The following is a 14060-nucleotide window of genomic DNA, read 5'->3' as shown; positions in this document are numbered from 1 at the left end:
ACACGTCGATGAACCTCTCGGGCCCCGCAGCCGTCTAAGGATGCGGGGCCCGAGAGGTTCATCGACGCGTATGCAGACTTCTCGAACCTCTCTCGAACACCTCTCAGGCCCCTCCCGAACCCCTTCCAACTGCCACTTCGTCGTCGCTGTGTGTCATCCACCTCTCCCCAAAGCCATTCCATCGGGTGACCGATCCCCCATCCGGCTGACGAGGACCGGGCCCCCAACTATGGTGCGGCGCAAGCGTTCCGGCACTTGGCCCACCGGCATTGCGATGTCAGTGGTGGGTGCCACAGTGGGGGAGTGAGCAACGTCAGGGTGAGAGCGGAAAAGGTAGGGGGTGACATCCGGTCGTGACCGGTATGGGTGTGGAGGCGGGCGCGCAGGTCGCGCGTTCCCGGGCCCTCGCCGTGCTGCGCATCCGCAGCAGGGCCCTGGCCGTCGCCCTGCTGCCCGCGGCCGTCGCCGTCGTGCTGCTGGCCGGCGGCTCCACCGGCCACCTCGTGGGCGGCACCTGGCAACTCGCCCGCTGGATCACCGGCGCCGTCGCGCTGGTCGTGCTCCTCGCCGCGGCCGTCGTCGCCCTGGTCGTCGCCCGCGCCCGCCCGGCCATGAGCCCCACGGTCCCGATCGCCGAGGAATCGGCCCTGGACCTCTACCACCTGGTGCGCGACCTGGCCGACCGCCTGGGCGTCCCCGCCCCCTCCGCGATAGCGCTCACCCCGGACTGCGACAGCTGGCTGGAGGACCGCACCCACCCCGCCAACGCCCCGCCCCCGCCGGAGGGCCGGGACGAGATATCGGGCGTACGAGGTCTGCGTCCCGCCTTCCAGGGACAGCGCCGACGTGCGGCGGCGACGGCATCGCCCGTCCTGGTGATCGGTTCGCCCTTCCTGTGGTGGATGCGCGTCGCCGAACTGCGCGCGGTCCTCGCCCCGGTCGTCGCCGGTACGGGACCGTCGGCGCACCCGGACATCGCGGCGGCGCGGCGCTTCGTACGGGGCCTCGACGCGGCGGTGGCCGTGGCGGCGGCGCACCGGCGCGACCCCGTGTCCCGTGCGGCGCTCGCGGGCGTCGGCTGGGTGGCGAGGCTGCTGCTGCGCAGCTGCCGGGTGCACGCGTCCGAGATGGAGCGCGGGGTCGCGGCAGCCGCCGCCGAGCGCGCACAGGCCGTGGACTACGGCCTGCGGATCGTCGCGCAGGAGCAGGTGGGCCTCGCGTACGCGGGCTGGGACCGGCTGCTGACCAGGGTCGCGCTCCCCGCCTGGCGGATGGGCCGCTGGCCGGCCCGGCTGGACGCGGGCGTCGTCGCGGCGCTCACGGAACTGTCCCGGCGCGACCGGCTGGCCGAGGGCTTCACGTCCCGGCTGGGCGAACGCCCGGCCTGTGACCTCCTCGAAGAGCCCGGACTGGTCGACGAGGCGGCCTCCCTGCTGGCCGCCCGCCTCTTCCACGGGGGCCCGGCCGAGCCCGGCCCGGACTGGGCGCCGGTGGACTGGCAGGAGTACCCGGAGGAGGTCGTCGACCGTAAGTGGCGCATGGACGCGGCCCGCCTCCACCGGGTCCTGGACGCCCTGGACGCGCGGGGCGTCCACCGCACCCCGTCGCCCGCACCCCAGAACCCCGACGCCCCCACCCTGTCCCGCGTGATGAACCACCTGACGACGCCCCAGTCCCCCGCGACGGCGGAGGCAGCGGCAGCGGAGCCGGGAGGAGAGACGGGAGCGGAGCCGGGAGCGGAGACGCCGAAGGACGACTACGACAACCACGGGGACGAGTACAGGGACGGGGACGGGGACGACGAGCGGCTGGGGAGCGAGCGTGGTGAGGCTCTCGCCGCCGGGCTCAGTGCGGAGGTCGCCCGCGAGGAGGCGGCGGCGCCGGTGGGCGGACCGCAGGCCACGGCGGGGCTGACCGGCCAGGGCCCGGACACGGCACTCTGGGACGAGGGCTCGCTGCCCCTGTTCCCGTTGCAGCCCCCGCGCACGGGTCGCGAGCTGCTCGCCGATCACGTCACCGCGATGGTGTGCTGCGCGGCGATGGACACGGCGGGTGCGATGCCCGGCCTGGACTGGCTCGACGGCCCCGCGCTCCTCCTGAACGGCGAACGGGCGGCCGACCTGGGCCCGAAGGTCCTGGCCCTCATAGAGACGGGCGACCCGGCCCCTCTGGACGCCTGGCTCCGCACGACAGGCGTGCGCCCGGAGAAGCCCGTACGTCTGGTGTGACCCGAGAATTCGCCTCGTCGCCCCCACCCGCGCTCATCCCTGGGGGAGGGGGCGGGAAACCGGCCGGAACCCTCCCTTCCGTTTCTGGCCAATTCGCGACGAACGGTGACGGAGTGCGTGCGTAATGTGATGTGCTGGGACCGAACGCGCACATGGCAATCGCACGGGACATAAGACAGCAACCGGGGGAGCCAGGGAAGGACGCCGTCATGGGACCGCAGCCGATCCGCCGCTGGGAGTCCGGAGCACTCGCGCACGCCGTCACGGACCCCTTCGGTCTGGGCCCCGTCCCCTGGCTCCGAGGCAGCGAGACCTACTTCGACGACACCGGTCACGTCGTCCCCTGGTATGTGGATTCCTTAGAACCCGCCGCCACAGCCGCCTCCACCGTCCCCACACGCACGAGGGACACCGGAATCCCCGCCCCCCGCACCTCCCGCACCGCGTCCCTCACCACCGGTGGCCCCCGTGCCGCCGACGACGTGCACCGTCAGATCAAGGGGTTCGTCTCCACCGGCCCCGCCTCCCCCGGCGAGGCCGTCGACTTCCACATCACGGTCGACCCGCCGCAGGAGTTCGCCGTGGACATCTACCGCATCGGCCACTACGGCGGTGACGGCGCCGCGAAGATCACCACCAGCCCTCGCCTCTCCGGCATCGTCCAGCCCCCGCCGCTCACCGCCGACCGCACCGTCTCCTGCCACCACTGGTGGCTCTCCTGGCGGCTGCAGATCCCGTCGTACTGGAACGTCGGGGCGTACGTCGCCGTCCTCACCACCGCCGACGGCTACCGCTCCCACATCCCCTTCACGGTCCGCGACAACCACCCGGCGGACCTGCTGCTCCTCCTGCCGGACATCACCTGGCAGGCGTACAACCTCTACCCGGAGGACGGCCGCACCGGCGCGAGCCTCTACCACGCCTGGGACGAGCAGGGCCGGCTCCTCGGCGAGGCCGATGCCGCGACCACCGTCTCCTTCGACCGCCCGTACGCGGGGGCCGGCCTCCCCCTCCACGTCGGTCACGCCTACGACTTCATCCGCTTCGCCGAGCGCTACGGCTACGACGTCGCCTACGCCGACGCCCGTGACCTGCACGCCGGCCGGGTCGACCCCACCCGCTACCGGGGCCTGGTCTTCCCGGGCCACGACGAGTACTGGTCCACGGCGATGCGCCGCACCACCGAACTCGCCCGCGAGAGCGGCACGTCCCTCGTCTTCCTCTCCGCCAACACCATGTACTGGCAGGTGGAGCTCGCCCCGTCCCCGTCCGGCGTCCCGGACCGCCTCCTCACCTGCCGGAAGCGCCGCGGCCCCGGAAAATCGGCCCTGTGGCGCGAAATCGACCGCCCCGAGCAGCAGTTGATCGGCATCCAGTACGCGGGCCGGGTCCCCGAACCCACCCCCCTGATCGTCCGGAACGCCGACCACTGGATGTGGGAGGCGACCGGCGCCCACGACGGCGACGAGATCGACGGCATGGTGGCCGGGGAGGCCGACCGCTACTTCCCGCGCACCCAGCTCCCCGAGCACGACGACCGCGTCCTCCTCGCCCACTCCCCGTACGCCGACAGCGAAGGCACCCTCCGCCACCAGGAGACCTCCCTCTACCGGTCCCCGTCCGGAGCCCTGGTCTTCGCGTCCGGAACGTTCGCCTGGTCCCCGTCCCTGGACCGCCCCGGCCATGTGGACGCCCGGGTCCAGCGGGCCACCGCGAACCTCCTCGACCGCATCTGCAAACGGGACTGAGTCGCCCCTCTCGCCGCCCTCCCCCTGCCCCCGGCGAAAACAAGTGCTCCGCATACGGGAGAATCGAGCCACTTGGACATCACCACGGGGAGGAACCGTGTCCGGATTCGTAGAAAAGCCCGAGCCCCTCCAGGTTCCGGGTCTGGTGCATCTGCACACCGGCAAGGTGCGCGACCTGTACCAGAACGAGGCGGGCGACCTCGTGATGGTCGCCAGCGACCGCATGTCCGCCTTCGACTGGGTGCTGCGGACGGAGATCCCCGACAAGGGCCGCGTCCTCACCCAGCTCTCGCTCTGGTGGTTCGACCAGCTCGCCGACCTGGCCCCCAACCACGTCCTGAGCACCGAACTCCCACCGGGCGCCCCCGCCGACTGGGCGGGCCGCACCCTGATCTGCAAGTCCCTGCGCATGATGCCGGTGGAGTGCGTGGCCCGCGGCTACCTCACCGGCTCCGGCCTCACCGAGTACAACGCGTCCCGTACGGTCTGCGGCCTGGCCCTCCCCGAGGGTCTCACCGACGGCTCCGAGCTCCCCGCCCCGATCTTCACCCCGGCCACGAAGGCCGCGGTCGGCGAGCACGACGAGAACGTGTCGTACGAGGAGGTCGCCCGCCAGATCGGCGCCGAGTCCGCCGCCCAGCTCCGCCAGGCGACCCTCGCCGTGTACTCCCGCGCCCGCGACATCGCCCGTGACCGGGGCATCATCCTCGCGGACACGAAGTTCGAGTTCGGCTACGAGAGCACGGCGGCAGGCGAGACCCTCATCCTCGCCGACGAGGTCCTCACCCCGGACTCGTCCCGCTTCTGGCCGGCCGACCGGTGGGAGCCGGGCCACGCGCAGCCCTCGTTCGACAAGCAGTTCGTACGGGACTGGCTCACGTCCCCGGAATCCGGCTGGGTCCGCGCCGGCGAGCAGCCCCCGCCGCCGCTCCCGCAGCACGTCACCGACGCGACCCGCGCGAAGTACATCGAGGCGTACGAGCGCCTGACGGGCCTGAGCTGGACATAGCGCCCAGCACGGCGCCCGGCGCCGGCACACGAAGAAGACCCCGGTCCATTGGACCGGGGTCTTGATCTGGAGCGGACGACCAGGTTCGAACTGGCGACCTCAACCTTGGCAAGGTTGCGCTCTACCAACTGAGCTACGTCCGCATCGCGTCCCGGTACGTGTCGTACAAGCCGTACGTGCCGTGGCGCGAGAGCAACTATACCCAACCGCGGAGCCGCGCGAGCCGTACAGCCGAATGCCGGTTCTCCGCCCCGAGCTTCGAGACGGCCGACGACAGATAGTTGCGTACGGTCCCCTGCGACAGCGCGGCCCGTTCCGCGATCTCCGCGACCGGCGCGCCGTCGGCGGCGAGTTCGAGCACCTCGGCCTCGCGCGGGGTGAGCGGCGAGTCCCCGGCGGAGATCGCGTCGGCGGCCAACTCGGGGTCGACGTAACGGTTTCCGGCGTGCACGGTACGGATGATCTCGGCGAGCCGCTGCGCGCTGACCGTCTTGGGGACGAACCCCCGCACACCCGCCTCAAGCGCCCGCTTCAGATGTCCGGGCCTGCCGTGGCTGGTCACGATCAGCACCCGGCACTCCGGCAGTTCGGCCCGCAGCGATGTGGCGACCTTCACACCGTCCGCGCCCGGCATCTCAAGGTCGAGCACCGCGACGTCGGGCCGGTGCGCCCGGGCCATGGCCAGCGCCTCGGGCCCGGTGGCGGCCTCGGCGACGACCACGAGATCGTCCTCCAGACCGAGCAGCGCGGCCAGCGCACCCCGGATGAGGTGCTCGTCGTCGGCGAGCAGCAGCCGTACACCGCTCATGAAGTGACCCCGCTCACAACGGCCCCTGCGTCAGACCCCGCCCCCGAGCCCGCCCCCGGGCCTGTGGGCAGGGGCACGGTGGCGACCACCCGGAACCGGTCCCCGCCGGCGCCCACGATGCCCGCCTCCAGCCGTCCGTCGACGGCGGACAGCCGCTCCCGCAGCCCGACAAGTCCGGTCCCCGCACCCGCCCCGGAGCCCTCACCGGATTCCCTGCCGCCCACGACGCCGTCGTTCTCCACCGTCAGCACCACCCGCCCGTCACCAACCCGTACCCCCACTCCGCACCACCCGGCATCCCCGTGCCGCAGCACGTTGGTCGTCGCCTCCCGGACCACCCACCCGAGCGCCGACTGCACCTCGCCGGGCAGCCCGGCCGCTTCCCCGGTGACCTCGCACGAGATGCCCGCGGCGGCCAACACCCCCCGCGCGCCCAGGAGTTCCGCACCGAGGTCGGCCTCGCGGTACCCCCGTACGACATCCCGTACCTCCCGCTGCGACTCCCGTGCGATCCGCTGCACCTCGATCATCTGGTCGACGGCCTCGGGCCGTTCGCGCCGGGCGAGCTGCACGGCCAGTTCGCTCTTGAGGGCGATCACCGCCAGGTTCCGTCCCATCACGTCGTGCAGATCGCGCCCGAACCGCAGCCGCTCCTCGGCGACGGCGAGCCGGGCCCGGGTCTCGCGGGCCTCGTCGAGTTCGTACACGGCCTTGAGCAGCCAGACGGAGAAGGAGTAGGTGAGTGCGATGAATCCGGCGCCGACCAGGACGGCCAGCCCCGTGCCGAGGGCCGTTCCCACCGGGAGGCCCAGCGGGAGGGCGACGGCGACCGTGCCCGCGGCCAGCCCGGCCACCAGCCCCAGCATCCGCAGCCTGCTGCGCATGCCGAGGGTGAGGGTGCCGACGCCGAAGGAGATCGCCCCGGCGAACAGGCTGCCGGCGGCGGTCTCCATGTCCTCGCCGCCCGGCCCGCGCGTGACCAGGACGAGAGCCACGACCCCGGTCCCCGCAGTGATGGCGCCGAGTACGGCCAGCAGCCGCAACGGCTGTTCCCGGGTCCCGCGGACCCAGTCCAGCGCCCGGGACGCGGTCACCGCGCAGAGCACGGAGTGCACGCACACCAGCAGGAACAGCCAGGGCGCGAGCCGTGCCCCCGCCTGCCCGAGGATGGGCAGTCCGATCGCGGTCACCTCGACGAAGGGGAACAGATGAAACGACCAGCGCGTGTACGTCTCCACCTTCGCCGGCGTGCTCTTCCGCCCCCACCAGCTCCCGGGCCTGCGCATTTCCTGGTCCCCCGTCCCCTACCGCCGCGGTTCCCAGCGGAACCACCGTCGTACAGCAAACACCGACAGGACGGTCCAGGCCAGGCCGGTCAGTACGGCACCCAGGGCCTCGTACGCCGAGAGGTCACCGGTCCAGGCGCCGCGTACGAGGGTGATCGCGGGCGTCAGCGGGAGCAGCTCGCAGAACGAGGCGAGCCGGTCGGGCAGAAACTCCAGCGGGACGGTGATCCCGGAGCCGATGAACGAGAGAAGCATCAGCGGCAGCGAGGTGACCTGCGCGCTCTCGGTGGTCCGGCTGAAGCTGGCGGTGAGAGCGGCCAGCGCCACAGCGGTCAGCAGGCCCAACAACAGCCCGATGACGGCGAGTTGGGGTGCCGACGGCGCGTCGAGATCGAGCAGGACGGTACAGCCGAGGGTCAGCAGCAGGCACTGTACGACGCCTGTCGCGACCGCCGGGAGCGCCGACCCGGTGAGGATCTCGACGTCGCGCAGCTCGCCGGTGCGCAGCCGTTTGAGGACGAGTTCCTCGCGCCGGGCGACGAAGACGCCCACGAGGGCCGCGTACACGGCGAAGAGCAGCGAGAAGCCGACGGAGGCGGGCAGGACGAGCGTCCCGACGTTGAGTCCGGCCTCTTTCAGGTCCGCGTCCGACATGGCGGTCCGCACACTGAACGGCAGCACCAGCGGCACGAACAGGGCGGCGACGAGCGTGCCCTTGTTGCGCAGGAACAACGTCGACTCCGCCAGCGCCAGGGCCCGCATCCGCCCGGCGGGAGTCGTACGACCGATACCGGCAACCGCACTCGTACGACTCACGCGACACGCTCCTCGGCGACGACGGGACTCTCCACACCCTCCACACCCTTCACGCCTGCCGACGCCTCCCGCGCGATCCGCAGAAACGCCTCCTCCAGCGACGCCGACCGCACGTCCAGTCCCCGCAGAGTGACCCCGGCCTCCTCGGCCCAGACCAGCAACCGCGTTGCCGCGCGCTGGAGTTCATGGGTCCGCAGCAGTACGACCCGTCCGTCCTCCTCGTACCCGCTCACGCCGAGCGGGCCGAGCGGCGGCAGGTCGCCGACGAAGTACCCGGAGGGCAGTTCGAAGGAGATCCGGGACGGCTGCGAGGCGGTCACCTCGGTGGGTGTTCCGGCGGCGGCGATGCGCCCCTCGTGGAGGATGGCGAGACGGTCCGCGAGGTTCTCGGCCTCTTCCAGGTAGTGCGTGGTGAGCAGCACGGTCGTCCCGCCGGCACGCAGCTCCCGTACCAACTCCCAGGTGGCGCGGCGCCCTTCGGCGTCGAGTCCGGTCGTCGGTTCGTCGAGGAACAGCACCTCGGGGTTGCCGAGGATCGCGAGCGCGAGGTCGAGCCGCCGCCGCTCGCCTCCGGACAACTGCTTCACGCGTACGTCGGTGCGCCGCGCCAGCCCGACGAGCGCCAGCGCCTCCGCCTCGGGCCGCGCTCCGCTCGTGCACCCGGCCCACATCCGCGCGGTCTCGCCTACGGTCAGCTCGGACGGGAAGCCGCCCTCCTGGAGCATCACGCCGGTACGCGGCCGTACGAGGGCCCGCTCGGTGTACGGATCATGGCCCAGCACCCGCACGCGCCCCCCGGCCGACGGCGCCAGCCCTTCCAGCAGTTCGACGGTCGACGTCTTGCCCGCGCCGTTCGTGCCCAGCAGGGCGAAGATCTCCCCGCGGCCCACGGAGAACGACACCCCGCGCACCGCCTCGAACCCGCCCCCGTACACACGCCGCAGGTCAGTGACCTCAATCACGTGTTCGTGTTCGTTGGTTTCCATGCCTTCAGCATCCCGGCGGGAAGGAGGGGAAGGCAGTGCGTGGTGTCATCAGCGCACATGACAAATGTCAGACGCCGACGGCAGCCGAACCCGTGACAGGAACCCGTGACAGGAACGCGCGACAGGCGGACACGAAGAAGACCCCGGTCCATTGGACCGGGGTCTTGATCTGGAGCGGACGACCAGGTTCGAACTGGCGACCTCAACCTTGGCAAGGTTGCGCTCTACCAACTGAGCTACGTCCGCATTGCCTCCAGTCGGCTTTCACCGACTGGCGCGAGCACCAGCCTACCTGATCCACAAGAGTGGTCAGACCGGCGATGCAGAGCGGGTGACAGGAATTGCACACTGCGCCTTCCCCCTGGAAGGGGGATGTTCTGCTACTGAACTACACCCGCAAGCCTCCGTGAGCCGGGCCTTTCGGCCTCGCCCCTCGGCGTGCTCCGAACTCTAGCTGATCAGCAGGGGGGCAACGCAAGTCGGTTGCGCCGAGGGGCTCCTGGAGGGCGGCGGGGGTACTGCTGGGCCGCCGCGGGGCGGCTGCCGACGGGCTCCCGGAGGACTACTGGGCGGCGGTGAAGGCCTCGTACACCTTCTTGGGGATGCGCCCGCGCGTCGGTACGTCGAACTTGTTGGCGAGGGCCCAGGCCCGGACCGCCGACGGGTCGGGGGCGACCTCCGTCTGCTTGTACGCCTTGCCGGAGCGCGACCGCTTGCGGCCGGCCTCCACGTACGGCTCCAGGGCCTTACGCAGTTTCTTGGCATTCGTTTGATTCAGGTCGATCTCGTACGACTTGCCGTCGAGTCCGAAGGCGATGGTTTCCGCCGCTTCCGAGCCGTCGATGTCGTCTGAGAGTGTGACCACGACACGCTGAGCCACGAATATCGGTCCCTTCGTGCGACACCTCTGCCACGACGTGCGAAGACGTCGGGAGGCGTCGGGAGATCTCGGTTGTCCGACTGGTTGTCCGACTGTTATTGGGCAAAGTATCGGCTAATGCCTTTTCCTTTGTACAGTGCCCGGCATTGCAATGGGAAGCCCGACTAAATCTCTCCGCGTGTCTCCCCGCAATAGACATCCTGGGTGTGAACCCGGATCTTTCCCAGAATTTTTCGGGATGGCACCGCTCCGATACCGGATCGTGATGCCGATCTCCCGGGTTTCCGTAGATTCCTACGAATCTACCCGCGTAGAAATTTTGTACAGGTAGTCTGAAGCCACCTGTAGGAACCTCGCCAGCAACCTCGCCAGGGACCTTGCTCAGCACCACAACACCGGGAGTGCCAGTGGCACGCGTCGTAGTCGACGTCATGCTCAAGCCGGAGATCCTCGACCCCCAGGGCCAGGCGGTGCAGCGTGCACTGCCGCGTCTCGGTTTCGAGGGTGTCTCCGACGTACGTCAGGGAAAGCGATTCGAACTGGAAGTTGACGGACCGGTGGACGACGCCGTGCTCGCCCGCATCCATGATCTTGCGGAATCCTTCCTCGCCAACACCGTGATCGAGGACTTCACCGTGAAGGTGGAGGAGATGGTGGGGGAAGAGAAGTGACTGCTCGTATTGGAGTCGTCACCTTTCCGGGTTCCCTGGACGACCGGGACACCCAGCGCGCGATCCGCCTCGCGGGTGCCGAGCCGGTAGCCCTCTGGCACAAGGACAAGGACCTGGGGCAGGTCGACGCGGTAGTTCTGCCCGGCGGATTCTCCTACGGCGACTATCTGCGCGCGGGTGCCATCTCGCGTTTCTCGCCGGTGATGGAGTCGGTCATCGAGCAGGCGAAGTCGGGCATGCCGGTCCTCGGCATCTGCAACGGCTTCCAGATTCTCACCGAGGCACACCTCCTCCCGGGCGCGATGCTCGGCAACAACCACCTGCACTTCATCTGCCGCGACCAGAAGCTGCGGGTGGAGAACGCGGACACCGCCTGGACCGTCGACTACGACGCCGGCCAGGAGATCCACATCCCGCTGAAGAACATGGACGGCCGGTACGTCGCCGACGAGCGCACGCTCGACGAACTGGAGGCGGAGGGCCGGGTCGTCTTCCGGTACCGCGACTTCAACCCGAACGGCTCGCTCCGGGACATCGCCGGCATCACGAACGCCGCCGGGAACGTCGTGGGCCTCATGCCGCACCCGGAGCACGCCGTCGAGCCGCTCATCGGGTCGGGCCGCACCGACGGCCTCCCCTTCTTCACCTCGATCCTCAAGAAGCTGGTCAACGCATGAGCCGGACGCCTCTGGACACGGTCGAGCACGCGGCCGAGACCCCCGACGTCGAGCTGCCCTGGGCCGAACTCGGCCTGAAGAAGGACGAGTACGAGCGCGTGGTCGAGATCCTCGGCCGCCGCCCGACCGGTGCCGAGCTGGCCATGTACTCGGTCATGTGGTCCGAGCACTGCTCCTACAAGTCCTCCAAGGTCCACCTCCGCCAGTTCGGCGAGAAGGCCCCGCAGTCCGACGCCCTGCTCGTCGGCATCGGCGAGAACGCGGGCGTGGTCGACGTCGGCCAGGGTTACGCGGTCACCTTCAAGGTCGAGTCGCACAACCACCCGTCCTACGTCGAGCCCTACCAGGGCGCGGCCACGGGCGTCGGCGGCATCGTCCGCGACATCATCGCGATGGGCGCCAGGCCGGTGGCGGTCGTGGACCCGCTCCGCTTCGGCGCCGCGGACCACCCCGACACCAAGCGCGTCCTCCCGGGTGTGGTGGCCGGCATCGGCGGCTACGGCAACTGCCTGGGCCTCCCGAACATCGGCGGCGAGGTCGTCTTCGACGCCTGCTACCAGGGGAACCCGCTGGTCAACGCCGGTGCGATCGGTGTGATGCGGCACGAGGACATCCACCTGGCGAAGGCGTCGGGCACGGGCAACAAGGTCATCCTCTACGGGGCCCGTACGGGCGGCGACGGCATCGGCGGAGCTTCGATCCTCGCCTCCGAGACCTTCGACGACGCGAAGCCGTCGAAGCGCCCGGCGGTGCAGGTGGGCGACCCCTTCCAGGAGAAGCTGCTCATCGAGTGCACCCTGGAGGCGTTCAAGGAGAAGCTGGTCGTCGGCATCCAGGACCTGGGCGCGGCGGGTCTGTCCTGCGCCACGTCCGAACTGGCGTCGAACGGCTCGGGCGGCATGCGCGTCACGCTGGACGACGTACCCCTCCGCGACTCCACGCTCTCTCCCGAGGAAATCCTCATGAGCGAGTCGCAGGAGCGCATGTGCGCGGTGGTCGAGCCGGAGAAGGTCGACCGGTTCCTGGCCATCTGCGACAAGTGGGACGTCATCGCCACGGTGATCGGCGAGGTCACCGACGGCGACCGCCTTGAGATCTTCTGGCACGGCGGCAAGATCGTCGACGTCGACCCGCGTACGGTCGCGCACGACGGCCCGGTCTACGAGCGCCCCTACGCCCGCCCGGACTGGCAGGACGCCCTCCAGGCGGACGACGCCAACAAGCTTGCACGGCCGGCGACTTCGGAGGAGCTGAAGGCCCAGGTCGTCCAGCTCGTCTCCTCCCCCAACCAGGCCTCCAAGTCCTGGATCACCTCCCAGTACGACCACTTCGTGCAGGGCAACACGGTGTTGGCCCAGCCCGAGGACTCCGGGATGATCCGCATCGACGAGACGAGCGGCCTCGGTGTCGCCATCGCGACGGACGGCAACGGCCGCTTCGCCAAACTGGACCCGTACGCGGGCGCGCAGTTGGCGCTGTCGGAGGCGTACCGGAACGTGGCGACGACGGGTGCGAAGCCCCTGGCGGTGTCGGACTGCCTGAACTTCGGTTCGCCCGAAGACCCCGCGGTGATGTGGCAGTTCGCGGAGGCGGTACGTGGACTCGCCGACGCCTGCCAGCAGTTGGGCACCCCGGTGACGGGCGGCAACGTCTCCCTCTACAACCAGACCGGCGACGTCGCCATCCACCCGACGCCGGTCGTCGCGGTCCTGGGCGTCATCGACGACGTGGCGCGTCGCACCCCGGTCGCGTTCCAGGAGGAGGGCCAGCTGCTGTACCTCCTCGGGGACACGCGCGAGGAGTTCAGCGGCTCGGCGTGGTCCCAGGTCGTGCACGACCACCTGGGTGGCCTGCCGCCCAAGGTCGACCTGGAGCGGGAGCGGCTCCTGGCCGAGATCCTGATCTCCGCCTCCCGCGACGGCATGATCGACTCGGCGCACGACCTGTCCGACGGCGGCCTGATCCAGGCGGTCGTCGAGTCGGCGCTGCAGGGCGGCAAGGGCGCGCGTCTGGTCGTACCGGACGGGCTCGACGCCTTCACCCTCCTGTTCTCGGAGTCGGCGGGCCGCGCGGTGGTCGCGGTCCCGCGCTCGGAGGAACTCCGCTTCAACGACATGTGCGGGGCGCGGGGTCTGCCGGTGACGCGTATCGGCGTCGTCGACGGCGACTCCATCGAGCTCCAGGGCGAGTTCACCCTCACCCTGGCCGAACTGCGCGAAGCGCACGAGGGGACGATCCCGGCGCTGCTGGCGTAGTTGCCAAGCCGTCAAGTCGCCTTCGGCTGTACGAGGTTGAGGTCCCGTCCGGGCTCGGGCGGGACCTCTTCGGCTTACCGCACGTAGTTCTTGAGGATCTCCGTGTCGAGCTCGATGCCGATCGGGTCGGCGAGGAGCACCTTCTCGCCGAACTTCGCGTTGCGGATGTCGCGGTAGCCGCCGACCCTCCGGTCCGGGGAACTGTGCAGCGTGACGGTGCAGGAGTCCTGGTCGATCAGAAGGTACAGGGGGATGCCGGACTGGCCATACGCGGCCGGCTTCTCGTGCCGGTCCCGCCGGTCGGTGTCGGAGTCGTAGGAGGTGACCTCGACGACCATCAGAGCCCCGTCCGGGTCGGCCCACTCGCCGTGCCCCGCGAAGTGGGCCTCTGGGGTGATCACCGCATCGGGCTTCGCCCTGCCCGATCGGTACGTCTCCACCCGGAGCCCTCGGCCTTGAAAGAGATCGAGGTCGGGCCCAGTCTGCATGCAGAGCTTGGCCAGCCAGGTCACGACAGTGTCGTGGTCTCCGTCTGCCACCTTTTTGACCCCGAGCCGCCCGTTGATGAACTCCAATGTGACGGTCTCGGGAGCGGCGGAGGCGATCGTTTCGAACTCCTCCACCGACATCTGAGACGTGCGCTCGGCCATGGCCGTGATGCTGCACCCCCTTCCAGGCGAAGGCCAGTGTTGTCCG

The 14060-nt window shown here is 70.3% G+C and carries 12 protein-coding genes and 3 tRNA genes; 6 read left to right on the top strand and 9 right to left on the bottom strand.

Annotated elements, in window-relative coordinates:
* Window positions 1–353 precede the first annotated feature (353 nt).
* The 3 genes from OG595_RS19765 (at window position 354) to OG595_RS19755 (ending at window position 4985) form a co-directional block, all read left to right on the top strand.
* Window positions 354–2228, top strand: a complete 1875-nt coding sequence (locus tag OG595_RS19765; protein WP_329273756.1) for a hypothetical protein — start codon at window positions 354–356, stop codon at window positions 2226–2228.
* A 209-nt stretch (window positions 2229–2437) separates the two neighbouring features.
* A complete protein-coding gene (locus OG595_RS19760) occupies window positions 2438–3976 on the top strand; it encodes a N,N-dimethylformamidase beta subunit family domain-containing protein (protein ID WP_329273754.1) in 1539 nt (512 codons plus the stop codon).
* Window positions 3977–4073: 97 nt separating this feature from the next.
* Entirely contained in the window at window positions 4074–4985 is a 912-nt protein-coding gene (locus OG595_RS19755) for a phosphoribosylaminoimidazolesuccinocarboxamide synthase (protein ID WP_329273752.1), read from the top strand.
* A gap of 67 nt (window positions 4986–5052) precedes the next feature.
* On the opposite strand, the gene OG595_RS19750 is transcribed toward OG595_RS19755, so the two are convergent.
* From OG595_RS19750 to OG595_RS19715, 8 genes are all read right to left on the bottom strand, one after another.
* Window positions 5053–5128, bottom strand: a tRNA-Gly gene (locus tag OG595_RS19750).
* 53 nt (window positions 5129–5181) lie between these two features.
* Window positions 5182–5793: a response regulator transcription factor gene (locus OG595_RS19745; RefSeq protein WP_329273751.1), complete on the bottom strand. Its 612-nt coding sequence runs from the start codon at window positions 5791–5793 to the stop codon at window positions 5182–5184.
* On the bottom strand, window positions 5790–7079 hold the full coding sequence (locus OG595_RS19740; protein ID WP_329273750.1) for a sensor histidine kinase: 1290 nt from the start codon (window positions 7077–7079) through the stop codon (window positions 5790–5792). The genes OG595_RS19745 and OG595_RS19740 overlap by 4 nt, the downstream gene beginning before the upstream one ends.
* Window positions 7080–7097: 18 nt before the next feature.
* Window positions 7098–7841, bottom strand: coding sequence for an ABC transporter permease (locus tag OG595_RS19735; RefSeq protein WP_329283043.1), 744 nt, complete (start codon window positions 7839–7841; stop codon window positions 7098–7100).
* Window positions 7842–7891: 50 nt separating this feature from the next.
* Window positions 7892–8881, bottom strand: a complete 990-nt coding sequence (locus OG595_RS19730; protein WP_329273748.1) for an ABC transporter ATP-binding protein — start codon at window positions 8879–8881, stop codon at window positions 7892–7894.
* Between the two features lie 170 nt (window positions 8882–9051).
* A tRNA-Gly gene (locus tag OG595_RS19725) sits at window positions 9052–9127 on the bottom strand.
* An 80-nt stretch (window positions 9128–9207) separates the two neighbouring features.
* Window positions 9208–9279, bottom strand: a tRNA-Gly gene (locus OG595_RS19720).
* Window positions 9280–9443: 164 nt separating this feature from the next.
* Window positions 9444–9761, bottom strand: coding sequence for a histone-like nucleoid-structuring protein Lsr2 (locus OG595_RS19715; RefSeq protein ID WP_189150852.1), 318 nt, complete (start codon window positions 9759–9761; stop codon window positions 9444–9446).
* A 407-nt stretch (window positions 9762–10168) separates the two neighbouring features.
* Here OG595_RS19715 and purS point away from each other — a divergent pair, with 407 nt between their 5' ends.
* From purS to purL, 3 genes are read left to right on the top strand one after another with little or no spacing between them, the layout of a single operon-like run.
* Window positions 10169–10432: a phosphoribosylformylglycinamidine synthase subunit PurS gene (gene purS / locus OG595_RS19710; protein ID WP_329273745.1), complete on the top strand. Its 264-nt coding sequence runs from the start codon at window positions 10169–10171 to the stop codon at window positions 10430–10432.
* On the top strand, window positions 10429–11109 hold the full coding sequence (gene purQ / locus OG595_RS19705) for a phosphoribosylformylglycinamidine synthase subunit PurQ (protein WP_329273744.1): 681 nt from the start codon (window positions 10429–10431) through the stop codon (window positions 11107–11109). Before purS ends, purQ begins: the two co-directional genes overlap by 4 nt.
* A complete protein-coding gene (purL, locus tag OG595_RS19700) occupies window positions 11106–13364 on the top strand; it encodes a phosphoribosylformylglycinamidine synthase subunit PurL (protein ID WP_329273742.1) in 2259 nt (752 codons plus the stop codon). The genes purQ and purL overlap by 4 nt, the downstream gene beginning before the upstream one ends.
* Window positions 13365–13438: 74 nt before the next feature.
* Here purL and OG595_RS19695 read toward each other — a convergent pair whose 3' ends face one another.
* Entirely contained in the window at window positions 13439–14023 is a 585-nt protein-coding gene (locus OG595_RS19695; RefSeq protein ID WP_329283041.1) for a Uma2 family endonuclease, read from the bottom strand.
* Between the last annotated feature and the right edge of the window lie 37 nt (window positions 14024–14060).

This window comes from Streptomyces sp. NBC_01451 (genome assembly GCF_036227485.1).
GTDB lineage: Bacteria > Actinomycetota > Actinomycetes > Streptomycetales > Streptomycetaceae > Streptomyces.
Note: the sequence above shows the minus strand (reverse complement) of the source record. Positions and strands in the feature narration are given on the sequence as shown.

Coding starts and splice junctions, on each gene's coding strand:
- OG595_RS19760 (WP_329273754.1), top strand. CDS start 2,438: ATGGGACCGCAGCCGATCCGCCGCTGGGAGTCCGGAGCACTCGCGCAC.
- OG595_RS19745 (WP_329273751.1), bottom strand. CDS start 5,793: ATGAGCGGTGTACGGCTGCTGCTCGCCGACGACGAGCACCTCATCCGG.
- OG595_RS19740 (WP_329273750.1), bottom strand. CDS start 7,079: ATGCGCAGGCCCGGGAGCTGGTGGGGGCGGAAGAGCACGCCGGCGAAG.
- OG595_RS19735 (WP_329283043.1), bottom strand. CDS start 7,841: ATGCGGGCCCTGGCGCTGGCGGAGTCGACGTTGTTCCTGCGCAACAAG.
- OG595_RS19730 (WP_329273748.1), bottom strand. CDS start 8,881: ATGGAAACCAACGAACACGAACACGTGATTGAGGTCACTGACCTGCGG.
- purL (WP_329273742.1), top strand. CDS start 11,106: ATGAGCCGGACGCCTCTGGACACGGTCGAGCACGCGGCCGAGACCCCC.